The organism is Gottfriedia acidiceleris, assembly GCF_036421055.1.
GTDB lineage: Bacteria > Bacillota > Bacilli > Bacillales > Bacillaceae_G > Gottfriedia > Gottfriedia acidiceleris_C.
In genome coordinates this window covers 150,790-167,242 of sequence record NZ_JAZGQS010000007.1, presented here as the reverse complement: position 1 = coordinate 167,242, position 16,453 = coordinate 150,790, and the positions used below count along the sequence as shown (strand labels likewise).

The following is a 16,453-nucleotide window of genomic DNA, read 5'->3' as shown; positions in this document are numbered from 1 at the left end:
AAATTAAATGCAAATACCATTTCTAACGATTGTCATTCCAATGTATAACGCCGAGAACACTATAAAGAAAGCGGTCAATAGTATTTTAACTCAATCTTTCGAAAACATAGAAATTATCGTCATTAATGATGGATCAACTGATAGTAGTCTTAAAATTTGTGAAGAGATAGCTATTAGCGATCCAAGAATTAAGCTATTTACAATTAAAAATTCAGGTGTGAGTTATGCAAGAAACTTTGGAATCGACCAGGCCAATGGAAAGTATATTACCTTTCTTGACTCAGATGATTATTACAATGATAACTTTCTAAATGTTGTAACATCTGAATTAGAAGAAAACACTCAAATGCTGATATATGGTTATAACATTGTAAAGGATGGTCAATTCTCTTCTTTTAAAAGCCCTATTAGTGAGTCTGTACAGGTTAATACGAAAGAAGAATTTAGAAAGGTTGCGATTTCCCTTATTGGGAATGAAATGATTAATGCACCATGGAATAAGCTTTATCTAACAAGTTACATAAAGCTTAATAAGATATATTTTCCTACTAATTTAGATATTGGAGAGGATTTAAGTTTTAATTTATTAGTCGCAAAGAATATAAGTACTGTTAAATTATTAAATCAAGCTTTAATAAATTACAGAGTAGCAATAGGAGAGGGTTTAGTCTCTAAGTTTAGACCTAATCGTTTAGAAATCCGTATGTCATTGTTAGAAAAAGTAAAAGAAACAATACAATATTGGGGTATGCTAGATGAAAATAAGCCTATGCTCGATCGGATTCTTATAAAAGATTTTATGGCAGGCATTATGGATTTATATAAAAAATCCTGTCAGTTCACAAAGCGAGAAAAATTAGCATTTATACAAAAAGTATTGATAAAAGAGGGGGAATATATAAAGCATTGCAGTACCCCAGATCCATTTACTTATATTTTAAAAGGGATTATTAGTACAAAAAATAGCATTATCATATTGTTTTTCGCAAAATTATTGAGCATAAAGAGAGGGTTTAGATGAAAATAAGTGTAATAGTAGCTGCTTTTAATATCGAAGACTATATTGGAAATTGTTTAAAATCTATTATTTCACAAACATATAAAAACCTAGAAATAATCGTTGTAAATGATGGTTCGACTGATAAAACGATAGATATAATTAATTTTTATAAAAAGAATGATAAAAGAATTGTAGTGATTGATAAACCAAATGGGGGACTTAGTTCTGCAAGAAACGCGGGATTAGAAGTAGTAACTGGTGATTTTATTGGATTTATTGACGGTGATGATTATATTAATGAAGAAATGTATGCAACGCTATACAATTTATATAAAGAAACACATTGTGATATAGCGGTATGCGGTCATATTAGAAAATACTCAAATAGAGAAGTGTATACCAACACAAAAAAAACGATTCATTATACTTCTGAGGAAGCATTGGAAGAATTGATTGGGAGTAAATCCCTATTTGATTATGCTTGGGATAAGCTTTATAAAAAAGAATTGTTTAATAATATCAGATATCCAATAGGAAGAATATATGAGGATGTTTTTACAACATATAAATTATTTTTAAAGTCTAATAAGATCGTATCTGTTGATGAACCTTTATATTATTATGTCCAGCGTGACGGAAGTACTTTAAGAAAAGGATTTAATAATAAACAGTTTGATCAACTTGATGCAATAGAGGAAATAAAAAGTTTCTTTAATGAAAAAAATATTATGACATATGATAAATTGTTAGAAACAAGAATGTTAAATGTAAAATGTAGAATGCTGTTCGATATATGTGCAGGAAATGCTGCAAATGGGACGAGGCTTCATGAAAATACTGCAAAAAAACTAACAAAAGATATTGTCAAAAAACCAATTAATAAACTATTAAATAAAAAAATTACCTTTTTTAGCAAGTTAATTATATTACTATCCCTTCCAGGAAACTGGTTAATACAATTAATTATAAGTTTAAATCCGGTAAAAACCCTAATAAGTAGGAGGGTGGGTTTAAAGTAATGAAGAAAAAAGTATTATTTTTATTAGATCGTATGGTAATGGGTGGAGTCGAAATACTTCTAATAGACATTATTAATAGTCTTGATCGTAACAAATATAGTATAACCGTTGGAACACTATTTGACGGTGGGGAGCTGAAGCATGCATTACCAAACTCGGTAAAGCATGTTTTTTTGTTTAAAAATCAATATAAAGGCATATACAGAGTTTTACGTTTCGTTAGTCCAGGTCTTCTTTACAAAAAACTTTTTAAGGAGGAGTTTGATATTGAAATATCATTTAAAACAGGAATGCCTGAGAAAATTGTGGCAGCTTCTAAAAACACTCATTCAAAGAAGATTGCATGGATTCATGGCGAAATGGGTTATCAGAACTTTGGGCTCGAAAGTCACATAACGAAAGCGAAACAAACAGAGTGTTATAACAAATTTGATCGCATTATCACTGTATCGGAAAAATGCAAAAAATCATTTATAGAGGTAACTCAAACAGAAACAGTGGTTGAAAAAATTTACAATGCTGTTGTACCTAATAAGATTGTTAGCAAAATGCATGAGGATTATCAGTTAATAATTGATAAGAATATGATTAACCTCATAACGATTGCGAGGTTGCATGAGGATAAAGGAATTGATCGCCTAATACGTGCATTTTACGAAGGATATAAAATAAATAAAAAGCTTAGATTGTATATTATTGGTGACGGGCCTGAAGAACATAACTTAAAGAAGATAACTAAAAAGTTAAATATTAATGAGGTTGTTTTTTTCTTAGGTAAGCAATTAAATCCATATGCTTACTTAAATGATGCAAATATTTATATTCATTCTGCGATTAGTGAACCGTTTGGTATCGTTTTATTAGAAGCATTGTTTTTAGGTCTCCCAATTGTATCGACAAAGTGCGGCGGTCCAGAGGAAATATTGGATAATGGAAAGTATGGGTTACTAGTTGAAAACTCACAAAAAGGTTTAAATGAAGCAATAATTCAGATTGCAGAAGATCATAAATCAATTGTGAAATATAAAAATACATCAAAATTAAGGGCTAATGATTTCGAAATGGAGTGTATGATGCATCAGATTTATAAGGTTTTGGAGGAGGTTTAAGTTTTGAGAAAATCATTTTTAGGGGAAATTGATGAGTGTTAGCGGGTTAGTAAGTGTTATTGTACCAATTTTTAATGCCGAGAAATATTTATCAAGATGCATTGAAAGTATCCTTCAACAATCATATAAATCAATTGAAGTCATTCTTATAAATGACGGTTCAACAGATAAAAGTAAGGAAATTTGCTTAGACTATTCACATAATGATGAAAGAATAAAGTTTATACAAATTGAAAACCACGGACCAGGGTATGCACGAAATATGGGATTGAAAATTGCAAGAGGAGAATATATTCAATTCACAGATAGTGACGATTCATTACCATTAAACTATTTAGAAACAATGGTTTCTCGAATTGAACAGGACAATTCTGATCTTGTAATCTGTGGAATTAAGAATATCAAAAATACTCAAATCCTTAATGAATTTACAGTGGATGAATTATTGAGTGCTCGTGGTAATGCATTAATTGACTTGTTTGTAAATTTACTAGACAGAGGATTAGCATATTCTCCTTGTAATAAGTTATATCGTAGTGAAATTATAAAACTTAATAATATTCATTTCGGGGTAGATTTTAATTTAGGTGAGGATGCCTTGTTTAACATTTCGTACTTTAAACGTTCAAAATGTTGCTCAATTGAAAATCGTATATTTTATGAATATCATCAAAACATTGGTAGCCTAATTAATAGTTATACTCATAATAAATATGAAATTCAAACTCTACTTTACAAGAATCTTAGAAAGCTAGTTAAGGATATATCTGGTAGCAGTTCTATTAATAAAATGTGTCTTTATTACCAATATGAACTTACATTTGTATTCACTAACTATTACTTGCCAGATTGTTCATTAAGCAGAACTGATCGAAGGAAGATGATCAGTACAATAATGCATTGTGACACAGTTCAGGAGATATTTAACATTCCAAATCATAGAAGTAATTTACAAAAAATCATTAGGACACTTGTGCGAATCAAAAATGTAACAGCTATGGACCTGTTTTTAAGAGCATATAGCATGAAGTATTTATAGAACTGATTCTCTATTGACATTAATAAGTCTTATTCCATTCCCATATAATTTCACTCAAGTTTTAATTTGTAAAAGTAAATAAATTTACCATTAAATAAGCTTATGGAAAACTAAAGGGGATAAGTTATGAAGATATTAATAACCGGTGGAGCGGGATATATTGGTAGCCATACTTGTGTAGAGTTTTTGAACAAAGGCTATGAAATTGTTGTTTTAGACAATTTTTCAAACAGTAAACCTGAAGCTTTAACAAGAGTGTCCGAAATAACAGGTAAATCATTTCATTATTATAATGTAGATTTATTAAATTTAAAAATGCTTGAAAAGATATTTTTTAAACATAAAATTGACGCTGTAATTCACTTTGCTGGTCTGAAGGCAGTTGGTGAATCAAATAAAGTACCACTAAAGTATTACCAAAATAATGTAGTCGGTACAATTAACCTCTGTGAAACGATGAGTAAGTTCCAAGTGAAGAAACTTGTTTTTAGCTCATCGGCAACTGTATATGGTTCTACAGAACAAGTACCAATTTCTGAAGAGACATCGTTAGGGGCAGTAAATCCATACGGTCGAACAAAACAAATGATAGAGGAGATACTGAAGGATTTATATAACTCTGATGATAATTGGAGCATTGCTTTGTTAAGATATTTCAATCCTGCGGGGGCTCATAAAAGTGGATTGATTGGTGAAGATCCAAAAGGAATTCCTAATAATTTAGTTCCTTATCTCTCGCAAGTAACAATTGGAAGGATACAGAGTTTAAGTATCTTTGGAAATGATTATCCAACAGCGGATGGAACAGGAGTAAGGGATTACATTCATGTTGTTGATTTAGCAAAAGGTCATTTAAAAGCATTTGAAAAGGTAAAAAATGAAAATGGAATAAATGCATATAATCTCGGGACAGGTAAGGGATTTAGCGTAATGGAAATGGTTAAGGCATACGAAAAAGCTTCTGGACAAATAATTTCATATACAGTTAAGGAACGTCGTCCAGGTGATGCAGCAATATGTTATGCAAATCCTTTGAAAGCAAAAGCAGAGTTGGATTGGGAGGCGACCTTGGATATTAACGACATATGCAATGATGCCTGGAATTGGCAAAAAAATAATCCTAATGGTTATGATAAAGTTTCAGAAAACGACCAACCAATTCCTAAATCAAAGAATCTAATTGTTTCAAATTAATTAGGAGGAAACATTGAAATCAATTATCTTGAATCAGGAGCAGTTAAAAGAAATTCTTGAAAGTTTTTACAAAAAAGGTAATGAACAAGCTGACCTAATAACACGGGATTTTGTAAATGAAATGATATGTAAAATACAAACCCTACATAACTCAAACTAAATAAATGTAAGTAAGCTTATATTGGGGGCCTTTAAATGAAAAGAATGATTGATTTAATTATTTCTCTAATGATATTAATTATATTTTCTCCAATTTTCCTAATCGTTGGAGTCACGGTAAGATTCAAAATGGGGTCACCTATTCTATTTAAGCAAGTAAGGCCAGGATTGTATGGAAAACCATTTAACCTATATAAATTTCGTACGATGGTTGACTTAAAGGATTCAAATGGGCAGCTATTATCAGATGAATTAAGATTAACTAATTTTGGAAGATTACTTCGAAAATTTAGCTTAGATGAATTTCCGCAGCTTATAAATGTTATTAAAGGTGAGATGAGTCTAGTAGGACCAAGACCACTTTTAATGGAATATTTATCTCTTTACACGAAAGAACAAATGCTGCGTCATGATGTTAAGCCGGGAATAACTGGTTGGGCTCAAGTGAACGGAAGAAATGCAATTACATGGGAAGAAAAATTTAAACTTGATAATTGGTATGTAAAAAATCACAACCTCATTGTTGATTTGAAAATTTTATTCTTAACGTTTATCAAAGTGATAAAGAAAGAGGGGATTAGTCAGCAAGGGCAAGTTACGATGGAAAAATTTAAAGGTTCATATGAAGTGATGTAACATGAGACTAATCATATTAGGAAATGGTGGACATAGCAAAGTCATTCAGGAAATGGCTATTTCTTTAAATCATGAAATCATCGCTATTTTAGATGATAAATTTACTGTTGAAGTACGGGATAATGATATGGTATATGGTCCCTTAACTGCTATAAAAAAATACCTTAAAGATCAAGTTAAAGTGGTCATTGCGATCGGAAATAATGAAATTAGGAATAGAATAGTAAACTTTTTAAATTTAAATATAGACCAATACTTATCGATTATTCATCCTACAGCAGTCGTAAGTCCATCAGCGATTATTGGGAAGGGAACTGTTGTAATGCCTATGGCTGTTATAAATACAGGAGCAAGGATAGGAGATCATTGCATAATTAATACTAGTTCAGTTGTTGAACATGATAATACAATTGGTGATTACTCACATATTTCACCGAATGCAACGTTAACTGGAAATGTTGAAGTAGATGTAGGGGTACATATAGGTGCTTCTGCAACTATTATACCTAACATAAAGATTGGAAAATGGTCAGTCATTGGAGCGGGATCAACAGTTATAGAAAATATTCCACCTTGCAGTTGTGCAGTTGGAAGTCCTGCTAGAATAATTAAAAAGTTATCTGTTGGAATAGAAAATTAAACGAGAAGGTGTTTTAAATGTCTTTATCAAGAATCTATCTTTCTCCCCCACATATGAGTGGAAATGAGCAAAAATATATTAATCAAGCATTTGAAACGAATTGGATTGCGCCTCTAGGACCAAATGTTGATTCATTTGAAAAAGAGATTGCCTCTTACGTAGGAGCCAGTGAAGCAGTTGCCGTTAGTTCAGGAACGGCAGCAATTCACTTGGCTCTTTCTTTATTAGGCGTAACGAAAGGTGATAAAGTTTTTTGTTCAAGTCTAACTTTTGTAGCAAGTGCAAATCCAATTCTTTATCAAGGGGCTCAGCCAGTTTTTATTGACTCAGAACCGGATACATGGAATATGTCTCCGAGTGCACTTGAAAAAGCTTTTCAAGATGCACATTTAGAAAATAATTTACCTAAAGCCGTAATAGTGGTAAACATATATGGCCAAAGTGCAAAAATGGATGAAATACTTTCAATTTGTTATCAATATGATGTTCCAATCATTGAAGATGCGGCTGAATCGATGGGATCAACATACAAAGGTAAAGCAAGTGGAACCTTTGGAAGATTTGGTATTTTTTCTTTCAATGGAAATAAAATTATTACAACTTCGGGTGGAGGGGCGCTTGTTTCAAATGATAGTGGAGCCTTACAGAGAGCCCGCTTTTTGGCTACTCAGGCAAAAGATCCAGCCCCTTTCTATCAACATAGTGAAATCGGATATAACTATCGAATGAGTAATATATTAGCTGGAGTCGGTAGAGCTCAACTTCAAGTTTTGGATGAAAGGGTAGAAAAGAGAAGACTTATATTTGAACGATATTTTAGAGAACTTTCTAATATCCCAGGTTTATCTTTCATGCCTGAACTAAAAAACACTAAAAGTAATCGTTGGCTCACTGTTTTAACAGTTGATAAAGAGTCAGGAGTTTCACCAAAAATATTAATTGAAGCATTAGATGATATAAATGTTGAGGCTAGGTCTGTTTGGAAACCGCTTCATATGCAGCCTTTATTTAAAAACGCATCTTATTATTCTCATGGTAAAAATGAGCATATAGCAGAAGAATTGTTTAGAACAGGTATTTGTCTTCCATCTGGATCAAGTTTAACTGAGGATGAACAATTCAGAGTAATAGAATGTCTCAAAAATGTAATTTCACAAGAATTTAGTAAAGTAAAAGGGGGATAGAATATGATAGGAAAAATCATACATGAAACCCGAAAAAAGAGGGGATTATCATTATCGGAGCTAGCAAAAAAAGCCGATATTTCAAAGTCTTACTTGAGTAATATTGAACGAGAAATTAATGATAATCCTTCCATCCAAGTACTAGAGAAGCTCTCGAAAGTATTAGGTGTTGATATGAGCACATTGCTAGGAAAAAATGTAGATACTGAACTACATTTGCAAAAAGAATGGATTAATTTACTTAGAGAGTTAAAGGAATTAGGGATTGAAATAGAAAAGTTTCATGAATATAAAACTGTTTTTGAGTTTTTAAAATGGCAAAATAATATTGGGAATAGTTAATAGGAAATTCTCAGAAAAGGTTGTGGAAGGAAATTGGGCGATACTTTTAAAAAATTATTAATGCTCTTTAATAAAAAGGAAAAGAAAAAGTTATTAATTTTATTTTTTATGATGATCATATCTGCAATGTTCGAAACAGTAGGAATTGGATTAATTGTTCCTTTTGTCGGAATCGTAACTAATCCAACAATTATAAAAGAACAAGCAATCTTAAGGTATTTATACAATTTAATTGGTTTTAAATCTACCACTTCCTTTTTGATTTTTTCAGTTTTTGTCTTACTTTTTATTTATATAATAAAAAATTCATATATTCTATTTTTTCAATACTGTCAGAATAGGGTTATTATGAACCAACAAATTAAACTATCAAGAATGTTATTTAATGAATATTTGAAAAAACCTTATACATTTCATTTGCAAAGAAATACTGCATTATTATTAAGAAATGTAAATGAAGAAGTATCAAAGGTATTTCAACAAATTATTATATCTGGGTTTTTGTTGTTTACAGAACTCCTCGTAATTTTCTGTATATTAGTTTTATTATTAATAACTAGCCCGGTGGCGACGATAGTTGCGTCTGTTTTATTAAGTGGAAGCGTTTATTTATTTTTAAAAGCTTATCGTAAAAAAATGAGCGAGATGGGGAAAGGTTTGCAACATGCTAATGGCATGATGATTAAGTGGGTTAATCAAGGACTAGGGGCAAGTAAAGAAGTAAAAGTATCAGGAAAAGAGGATTTCTTTGTAGAGTCGTATTCAGTATATAGTAAAAAAAGTGCCATTATAAAACGTGGCATAATGATGTTTGATCAGGTACCAAGGCTATTTATTGAAACATTAATCGTATCAATCGTTCTTATTATTATGCTTGTCATTATTTTCGAAGGAACTAATTTATCAACAATTGTATCGACGATGGCTTTGTTTGCTATGGCAGCATTTAGACTAATGCCTTCAATTAACCGTGTAATTGCTATGATTGCGGCCATTCGATTTAATCAACCAGCTTTATCGGTAATTTATGAGGATTTATTTACGAATAAAGAAGAGTTCCCAAACAATAAGGTAATAGAAAATGAAGATTATCAAATAGAATTTTCGAATGGTGGAGAGAGAATTTTTAAAAATTCAATTGATCTAAAAGGCATCTCTTTTAGATATCCTAATCAAAATGAATTTTCAATTAAAGATATCTCTTTAACAATTCCAATCGGTCAATCCGTAGCTTTTATTGGGGAGTCAGGTGCTGGAAAAACAACATTAGTAGATATTATACTTGGACTCTTTCGTCCTGAAAAAGGAACTGTTTCAGTAGATGGAATGGAAATACATCAACTTGGTCTTAAATGGCAGAAAAATATTGGATACATACCTCAATCAATTTTTCTATCTGATGATACTGTAAGAGGGAATATTGCCTTTGGAATACCAAATAATCAAATTGATGATAAAGCTGTTTGGAAAGCACTAGAGCAAGCTCAGTTAAAGGAATTCGTGGAGTCTTTACCTGATAAGTTAGAAACTGCGGTTGGAGAAAGAGGAGTAAGACTCTCCGGTGGTCAACGTCAACGAATCGGTATTGCTCGAGCTCTGTATCATAACCCTGAAATTATTTTTATGGATGAAGCTACATCAGCTTTAGACAATGAAACTGAAAAAGAAATTATTGCAGCTATTGATAAATTAAAAGGCGAAAAGACTTTAATAATCATTGCTCATAGACTAACCACAATTGAAAATTGTGATATAGTGTTCAAAATTAATAAAGGCAAATTAACTACTATTGAAAGAAAGTTAGACCAATCAGTAATTTGAGTAACTCCATTAAATAAAGCATCTATTTTACGAATTGGTAATTCTATGTAGGTACTATAAATAGGGGAGTGAATAGATTGGAATCATTCATTAAACTAACGATAAATGCAGCTCCTAAAATGTTAATAAATATTATGCTAGGTATACTTAAAATTGTTTTTAATGATCATGTAATAAAGCTAGTAGAGTATATCCGAGGTCTATACCGATATCCAAATAAAATGTTAGGACGTAGGATGCCACAAGAATATAAAGGGGATGTCGACGTTTTAGTTTTCGCTGCACATCAAGATGATGAGGTGTTAGGTTTAGGAACTACATTACATCGTCATCGTTTAAATGGCGATCGGATTAAAGTTATATATACTACAAATGGGACAGGTTATGGCCGTGAAAGCTGGAATATAAGTTTAAGCAAATCCAAAGAAAAATCAAATACTAGATTCAAAGAGGCGGTCCAAGGGTTATCACTAATAAACATTTTTGAAAAAGATATGTTTTGTTTAGGGTATCCTGATAGGGGCACACATAGGTATATTGAAAACATGTCCAAAGATATTATTATGTTAATTCAGGATTTAAAACCAAAGAGGATTTATGTTCATTGTATAGAGGGTGGTCATAGAGATCATGATATGACAAGCTTTGTTGTTAAGTCTGTATGTAAAAAAATGGAATACACTAATGTGTTCGAATGGACAGAATACAATGATATTCAGCCCTTAGGATCTAGTGATGTTAAGTTTCCAAATACAAAATTAGTGTGCATTGAGGAGATAAAAGTTGATATTTCAGAAGATGAGCGTGATCTTAAAAGAAAAATGTTAGCTTTACATAAATCTCAAGACGTGGAACAGTTCTACCTACAGGGGGAAGCAATTCGACAAGCAAATCTTTCGCTCGTTGAGGATGAATTGATTGAAAAATCTATATTATCTATAAGTAGGAAGCTTAATGTTATTAAAAAATATAAAAAAATTGATAAGCTAAGTGTTTATTCGTTATCTAACAAGTCTTTGTAAATGATAGTTTATTAAATTTTTTGAATAAAAAATACGATTTAAATTAAGAAGGTACTAATGATGAGAATAAAAAATTATCTAGATAACCTTTTATCTGATCCGATAGATCAGACTTATCTTTTTATCAGTGATTCTTTGTATATTAACTTAGAAATTAACTTGATTTATTTTATTTATTATTTTTATTTTAAAGCAAAACCACTCATCTTTCTTGAGTATAAAACAAGTAGTAAGATGATAAACTTTTTGATACCTAGAGTAAGAATACTTAGGGTTGCTCAATTGACTATAAAATATTTAATTAGTAAATATAGTTATTATAAGGACAAAAAATCATTTCGAACAATTACTACCAAATACAATGGACACAGTTTATTAGTTACAAGACTAGGAGAGTATAAAATAATAAATTTTAAAACCAAGGAAGTTACAACTATTTTTCCTGAAATAATGTCAAGAAATGAAATTGAAAAAAATATTTTAAATAAGATTAATGTTCAAAACTGTAGTTTAGCACCAAAAGTTTTAAAATGGGATATAAATTCGCGGTATTTAATTGAAAGTTATATAAATTTTAAACCAATAAATATAGAATATAAAAACTTTAATAGTTTAAAAATCGATGTTATTCCGTTAATTAGTGAAATAATTTCGAGCGCAAATACAAAGATAATAAATTTAAATCAATATTCACAGAAATTAATTAACTTGATTGAGGGATTGATCGAAAAACATTCAATAGATTCCATCTATTTTAAAAAGGAAAATTCAATAATTATCGAATTTTTTGGGGGGATTAAAAATAAACTAAAAATTTATTCTTCTGATATAGATATTGTATGGGCATTATCGCATGGGGATTTTTGGGAAGGAAATATTCTTAAAAATAAAACAAAGTCTTATGTTATAGATTGGAATACTCATGATATGAGAAGTTGTTATTTTGATTTTTATGATATTTTGTTTGAAATTGCTTTTAAAATATTTAATTCTAAGAAAAAAATAATTACAAGTGAAATGGAAGATACTATCAATTATTTTCAAAACTATTTAATGGTAAATATGAACTCAAATTCAACCTTAAAAGCAGATACGCTCAACCATTCGGATATTTATAGGTTTTTATTTTATTTGGAAGTTACGCTACTTAAATTAAAAGAATATCCGGAAAATAATCATTTGATTCAATTAGGAAAATTTATAGGCTTCTTTAAAATGTATGAAAGTGCTCTAGAAAAGGAACACACCCTTTTTAAAGATAACAATTGTTCAAATTCATTTAGTCTGGAAACCTAAATAATGAGGTAGTAATAGTGATGATAAAAGACATGGTAAAAAGTAATAGTTTCATATTTAAGATGATTAAACCCGTAAAAAAGTTTCAAATATTATTCTTTCATAGTATTAACCACCTTTTTTTCAATATTAATAAGTGGTTTAGGAAAACTAATTTTGTTAAAAATAGTCGGTATTTGAAGTTAAAACAATTTAAGAATATACACAAAGGTGAACGCTGCTTTATTGTAGCAACTGGTCCAAGTTTGTTAAATAGCGATCTTGATAAGTTGAAAAATGAAATTACTTTTAGTATGAATTCAATATTTTTAGCATTTGAAGAAACAGATTGGAGACCGACTTATTATGGGATACAATTTACCGATTTGTTTAAGAAATATAAAAATAAGATAGATTATTTAGATGTTAGATTTAAATTCATAGCAAATGTAATTTCTAAAAAATTTGATGTATCGGACGATTATTATATTTACCCGTTGGATTTGCTTAATCATAATATGAAACATAAAAGATTTCATACTAAATTTAGCGATGATGCTTATGCAGTAATTTATGATGGATATACAATTACTTATTCATTGATACAACTTGCTGTATATATGGGATTTAATGAAATCTATTTAATTGGTGTAGATTGTAATTATTCAAAAGATAAGATAAATCATTTTAAAGATTATAATTTAGTAGATTCCAACTATACCTCAACTAATGAAAAAATGATTAGCGCATATAACGTAGCAAAAGAATATGTGGATTGCCATAATATAAAAATATTCAACGCAACCAGGGGAGGAATGCTTGAAGTTTTTGAAAGGGTAGACCTAGATGTTGTTTTAGAAAAAGGTAAAGATAGTATAAGAACTGCTAGACATAATTAAAAAGTAGTTTTTTATAAATGCATGTTCGTTATAATGAACAATTTAAGGAGGATTTTGTATGAAAGTGATCGGAATTATTCCAGCTAGATACAACTCGTCAAGATTCCCAGGTAAGCCCTTAGCAGATATTTGTGGAAAACCAATGATTTGGTGGGTTCACGAACGATTAAAAGGATTAGAGGGACTAAGTGAGGTATATGTAGCAACAGATGATCTACGAATTAAAGAAGTTTGTGAAAGTTATGGAATAAAAACGATTATGACGTCTGAAAATCATAAAACACATCTAGACCGATTATACGAAGTTTCCACATTAGTAGAAGCAGATTTTTATATAAATGTAAATGGGGATGAACCATTAATAGAGACTGAGGCAATTAGAAGGATTCTTCCTAATGAGGTTGATTCGAATTCATTATATGTATCAAATTTAATGACAGAGTTAAAAAATCCTTTGGAGGCGGTTGATTTTTCAAAAATTAAAGTCGCCACGGATGTTTTTGGATATGGTTTATATTTAGCTCGAAGCCCTATTCCCTACCCAAAAGGGACATATGACTTTTATTATAAAAAGTTTGTAGGAGTACAGTGTTTTACAAAAAGTGCATTGGAGTTCTGTTATACAGCACCGAGAGGGCCTTTGGAGGCAGCCGAAGATATTGATGAATTTAGATTTATTGAAAATGGTGAAAAGATAAAATTCGTGGAAGCAAATGTGACGACGCTTTCCGTAGATACTCCAAAAGATTTAGATAAAGTGCGGGATATCATAAAAAATCGTTTGGAAAGTGTGGTATTTGAGTGAACAATATAAAGCTACTCGACTGTACTTTACGCGATGGTGGATACATTAACGATTGGCACTTTGGTAAGAGAACGGTTAAAAAAGTAATTGAAAAGTTGACCCAGTCTAATATAGACATTATCGAATGTGGATTTCTTAGAGATGTGGATTATGATAATGATACTACAATTTTCAATGATATTGAAAAAATCAAAGAACTGATTCAGCCCAAAAATAAAGATACTATTTACGTAGCTATGATTGATCAACCGTTTATCTCAATCGATAAAATAAAAGTATATGATGGTACTTCAATTGATGGAATTCGTTTAACGTTCCATGATAATGCAAAAGAAATTGCTGAAGCATTAGAATATGGAAAAATGCTAATTGATAAAGGGTATAAAGTGTTTATTCAACCAGTTGGTACTACTAGCTACACTGATGCAAATCTGTTAGCTTTGATTGAAAAAGTTAATGGGTTAAAACCATATGCATTTTATTTAGTAGATACACTTGGAATCATGTACAAAAATAATTTACTAAGAATGTACCATCTACTAGATCATAATCTTGATAAAAGAATTAACATCGGTTTCCATTCTCATAATAATTTACAGCTATCTTTTTCAAATGCCCAAGAATTGCTAACGCTACATACTAAAAGAAATATAATAATAGATTCTTCGGTATTTGGTATGGGAAGAGGAGCAGGAAATTTATGCACGGAGCTAATTTCTGAGTACATCAATGAAAATATTGAGGATAAATATAAAATAGTACCGTTATTGGAAATTGTAGATGAACATTTGAGTAGATATTTTAGTGAGCCTAAATGGGGTTATTCGGTTCCCTATTTTATAGCGGCAATCAATAATTGTCACCCTAACTATGCATCATATTTAATGAATAAACAGACGATTTCTGTTAAGTCAATCAATACAATATTGAGACAAATCCCGAACAAAAAACGTGATATCTATGATGAAAATTATATTGAAGATTTATACATAAGTCATCAAATGCAATTGGTAGATGATACAGAAAGTTTGAAGAGATTAAGGAAGCTAATTGGTAATAAAAAAGTACTTATTATCGCACCAGGTAAATCTATAAAAAAAGAATTAGAGAATATTAAAACGTTTATAAACGAAGAGAATCCCTTTATTATTAGCGTAAATTTTTTACCAAGTGCTTTTAGCTGTAACGCCATTTTTATTAGCAATAGTAAGAGATTTAAGAATATGGAAGATGTAATAAAAGATTTATCATTTACAACAACTTTAATTACAACATCAAACATTACAAACTCAAAAGTCAATTCATCAATAGTGGTTAATTATTCAGATTTACTGCTAGAAAACTCCATAATTTCAGATAATGCAGGATTAATGTCGATTAATTTATTATATCGTTTATTTATTGATCATGTGTATCTTGCGGGATTTGATGGCTTCAGCTTAAATAAGGCTAAAAACTACTATTCAACAGAACTAATTAACCATATTGAAATGGTTGAGCTTGTTAAGAAGAATGAAGAAATAAAAAATTACTTAGCTAATGTAGAAAAGCATATGGGAATTCACTATGTAACGTCGACGATTTATAAAGATGTTCATTTGTATAGTAAGACACATTAATGCGGAGGGCATATGAAATATTCTACAATCATTTTTGACTTAGATGGAACATTATTAGATACAGCGGAAGGAATCATGATTGGTGCGAATCATACTGCAATACTAATGGGGGCACCTGAGTTAACAGTTCAACAGCAGAGACGATTTATTGGTCCGCCACCTGTTGAATCATTTATGCGAGAGTGCGGTTTTAATGAGAAGAAGGCAAGAGAAGCTGTAAAAATATATAGAAGTAGGTATAAAGAAAAGGGTAAATTTGAAGCTAAGCAATATAGCTATATGAAAGAGTTACTATTTTTATTAAAAGAGAAAAAATATACTATCGCAGTTGCAACACTAAAGAGGGATGATTTAGCAAAAGAAATTTTGGAAAATTTCGAATTGAAAAAGCACTTTGATGTTATTTTCGGGGTAGATGATGCCGATACGCTTAGTAAATCAGATTTAATTTTAAAGTGTTTAGAACAGATAGGGCAAAATAATTTGTCAAAGGTAGTATTGATTGGCGATAGCATGCATGATGCAATCGGTGCAGAGAAAGTAGGAATTGATTTTATTGCGGTGACTTATGGTTACGGATTTGAAAGTAAAATTGATGCAAGCAAATGTAAGAATGTTTATGTAACTGAAAGTGTTGAAGAGCTCTTTGATTTTTTTGAATTAAAGCAAACGATTAAGTATTGATTGCAT

The 16,453-nt window shown here is 30.5% G+C and carries 17 protein-coding genes; all 17 read left to right on the top strand.

What is annotated here, in order from left to right; genetic code table 11:
* Window positions 1-7: 7 nt before the first annotated feature.
* The 17 genes from RAH41_RS12715 to RAH41_RS12635 all read left to right on the top strand — a co-directional run bounded on the left by RAH41_RS12715 (window position 8) and on the right by RAH41_RS12635 (window position 16,447).
* Window positions 8-1,021 carry a glycosyltransferase family 2 protein gene (locus RAH41_RS12715; protein ID WP_331222853.1) on the top strand — a complete coding sequence of 338 codons (1,014 nt, stop codon included), beginning with the start codon at window positions 8-10 and terminating at the stop codon, window positions 1,019-1,021.
* Complete coding sequence (locus RAH41_RS12710) at window positions 1,018-2,019, top strand: glycosyltransferase family 2 protein (RefSeq protein ID WP_331222851.1); 1,002 nt, start codon at window positions 1,018-1,020, stop codon at window positions 2,017-2,019. The genes RAH41_RS12715 and RAH41_RS12710 overlap by 4 nt, the downstream gene beginning before the upstream one ends.
* Window positions 2,019-3,128 carry a glycosyltransferase gene (locus tag RAH41_RS12705; RefSeq protein WP_331222850.1) on the top strand — a complete coding sequence of 370 codons (1,110 nt, stop codon included), beginning with the start codon at window positions 2,019-2,021 and terminating at the stop codon, window positions 3,126-3,128. Before RAH41_RS12710 ends, RAH41_RS12705 begins: the two co-directional genes overlap by 1 nt.
* 31 nt (window positions 3,129-3,159) lie before the next feature.
* Window positions 3,160-4,167 (top strand): glycosyltransferase family 2 protein, encoded by a 1,008-nt coding sequence (locus RAH41_RS12700; protein WP_331222849.1) that lies wholly within the window; start codon window positions 3,160-3,162, stop codon window positions 4,165-4,167.
* A gap of 126 nt (window positions 4,168-4,293) precedes the next feature.
* A complete protein-coding gene (gene galE / locus RAH41_RS12695; protein WP_331222848.1) occupies window positions 4,294-5,361 on the top strand; it encodes a UDP-glucose 4-epimerase GalE in 1,068 nt (355 codons plus the stop codon).
* A 13-nt stretch (window positions 5,362-5,374) separates the two neighbouring features.
* A complete protein-coding gene (locus RAH41_RS12690) occupies window positions 5,375-5,521 on the top strand; it encodes a hypothetical protein (protein ID WP_331222847.1) in 147 nt (48 codons plus the stop codon).
* 35 nt (window positions 5,522-5,556) lie between these two features.
* Window positions 5,557-6,156, top strand: coding sequence for a sugar transferase (locus tag RAH41_RS12685; RefSeq protein WP_331222846.1), 600 nt, complete (start codon window positions 5,557-5,559; stop codon window positions 6,154-6,156).
* Window position 6,157: 1 nt separating this feature from the next.
* Window positions 6,158-6,796 (top strand): acetyltransferase, encoded by a 639-nt coding sequence (locus RAH41_RS12680; RefSeq protein ID WP_331222845.1) that lies wholly within the window; start codon window positions 6,158-6,160, stop codon window positions 6,794-6,796.
* A gap of 17 nt (window positions 6,797-6,813) precedes the next feature.
* Window positions 6,814-7,980: a DegT/DnrJ/EryC1/StrS family aminotransferase gene (locus tag RAH41_RS12675; RefSeq protein ID WP_331222843.1), complete on the top strand. Its 1,167-nt coding sequence runs from the start codon at window positions 6,814-6,816 to the stop codon at window positions 7,978-7,980.
* Window positions 7,981-7,983: 3 nt separating this feature from the next.
* On the top strand, window positions 7,984-8,322 hold the full coding sequence (locus RAH41_RS12670) for a helix-turn-helix transcriptional regulator (protein WP_331222842.1): 339 nt from the start codon (window positions 7,984-7,986) through the stop codon (window positions 8,320-8,322).
* Window positions 8,323-8,355: 33 nt separating this feature from the next.
* Window positions 8,356-10,143 carry an ABC transporter ATP-binding protein gene (locus RAH41_RS12665; RefSeq protein WP_331222841.1) on the top strand — a complete coding sequence of 596 codons (1,788 nt, stop codon included), beginning with the start codon at window positions 8,356-8,358 and terminating at the stop codon, window positions 10,141-10,143.
* A 77-nt stretch (window positions 10,144-10,220) separates the two neighbouring features.
* Window positions 10,221-11,165, top strand: coding sequence for a PIG-L family deacetylase (locus RAH41_RS12660; RefSeq protein WP_331222839.1), 945 nt, complete (start codon window positions 10,221-10,223; stop codon window positions 11,163-11,165).
* 57 nt (window positions 11,166-11,222) lie between these two features.
* Entirely contained in the window at window positions 11,223-12,461 is a 1,239-nt protein-coding gene (locus RAH41_RS12655; protein WP_331222837.1) for a hypothetical protein, read from the top strand.
* A 20-nt stretch (window positions 12,462-12,481) separates the two neighbouring features.
* Window positions 12,482-13,339, top strand: a complete 858-nt coding sequence (locus RAH41_RS12650; RefSeq protein WP_331223042.1) for a 6-hydroxymethylpterin diphosphokinase MptE-like protein — start codon at window positions 12,482-12,484, stop codon at window positions 13,337-13,339.
* Window positions 13,340-13,397: 58 nt separating this feature from the next.
* Window positions 13,398-14,144: a 3-deoxy-manno-octulosonate cytidylyltransferase gene (locus tag RAH41_RS12645; protein WP_331222836.1), complete on the top strand. Its 747-nt coding sequence runs from the start codon at window positions 13,398-13,400 to the stop codon at window positions 14,142-14,144.
* Window positions 14,141-15,763: an aldolase catalytic domain-containing protein gene (locus RAH41_RS12640; protein ID WP_331222835.1), complete on the top strand. Its 1,623-nt coding sequence runs from the start codon at window positions 14,141-14,143 to the stop codon at window positions 15,761-15,763. Before RAH41_RS12645 ends, RAH41_RS12640 begins: the two co-directional genes overlap by 4 nt.
* Window positions 15,764-15,775: 12 nt before the next feature.
* Window positions 15,776-16,447 carry an HAD hydrolase-like protein gene (locus tag RAH41_RS12635; protein WP_331222834.1) on the top strand — a complete coding sequence of 224 codons (672 nt, stop codon included), beginning with the start codon at window positions 15,776-15,778 and terminating at the stop codon, window positions 16,445-16,447.
* Window positions 16,448-16,453 lie beyond the last annotated feature (6 nt).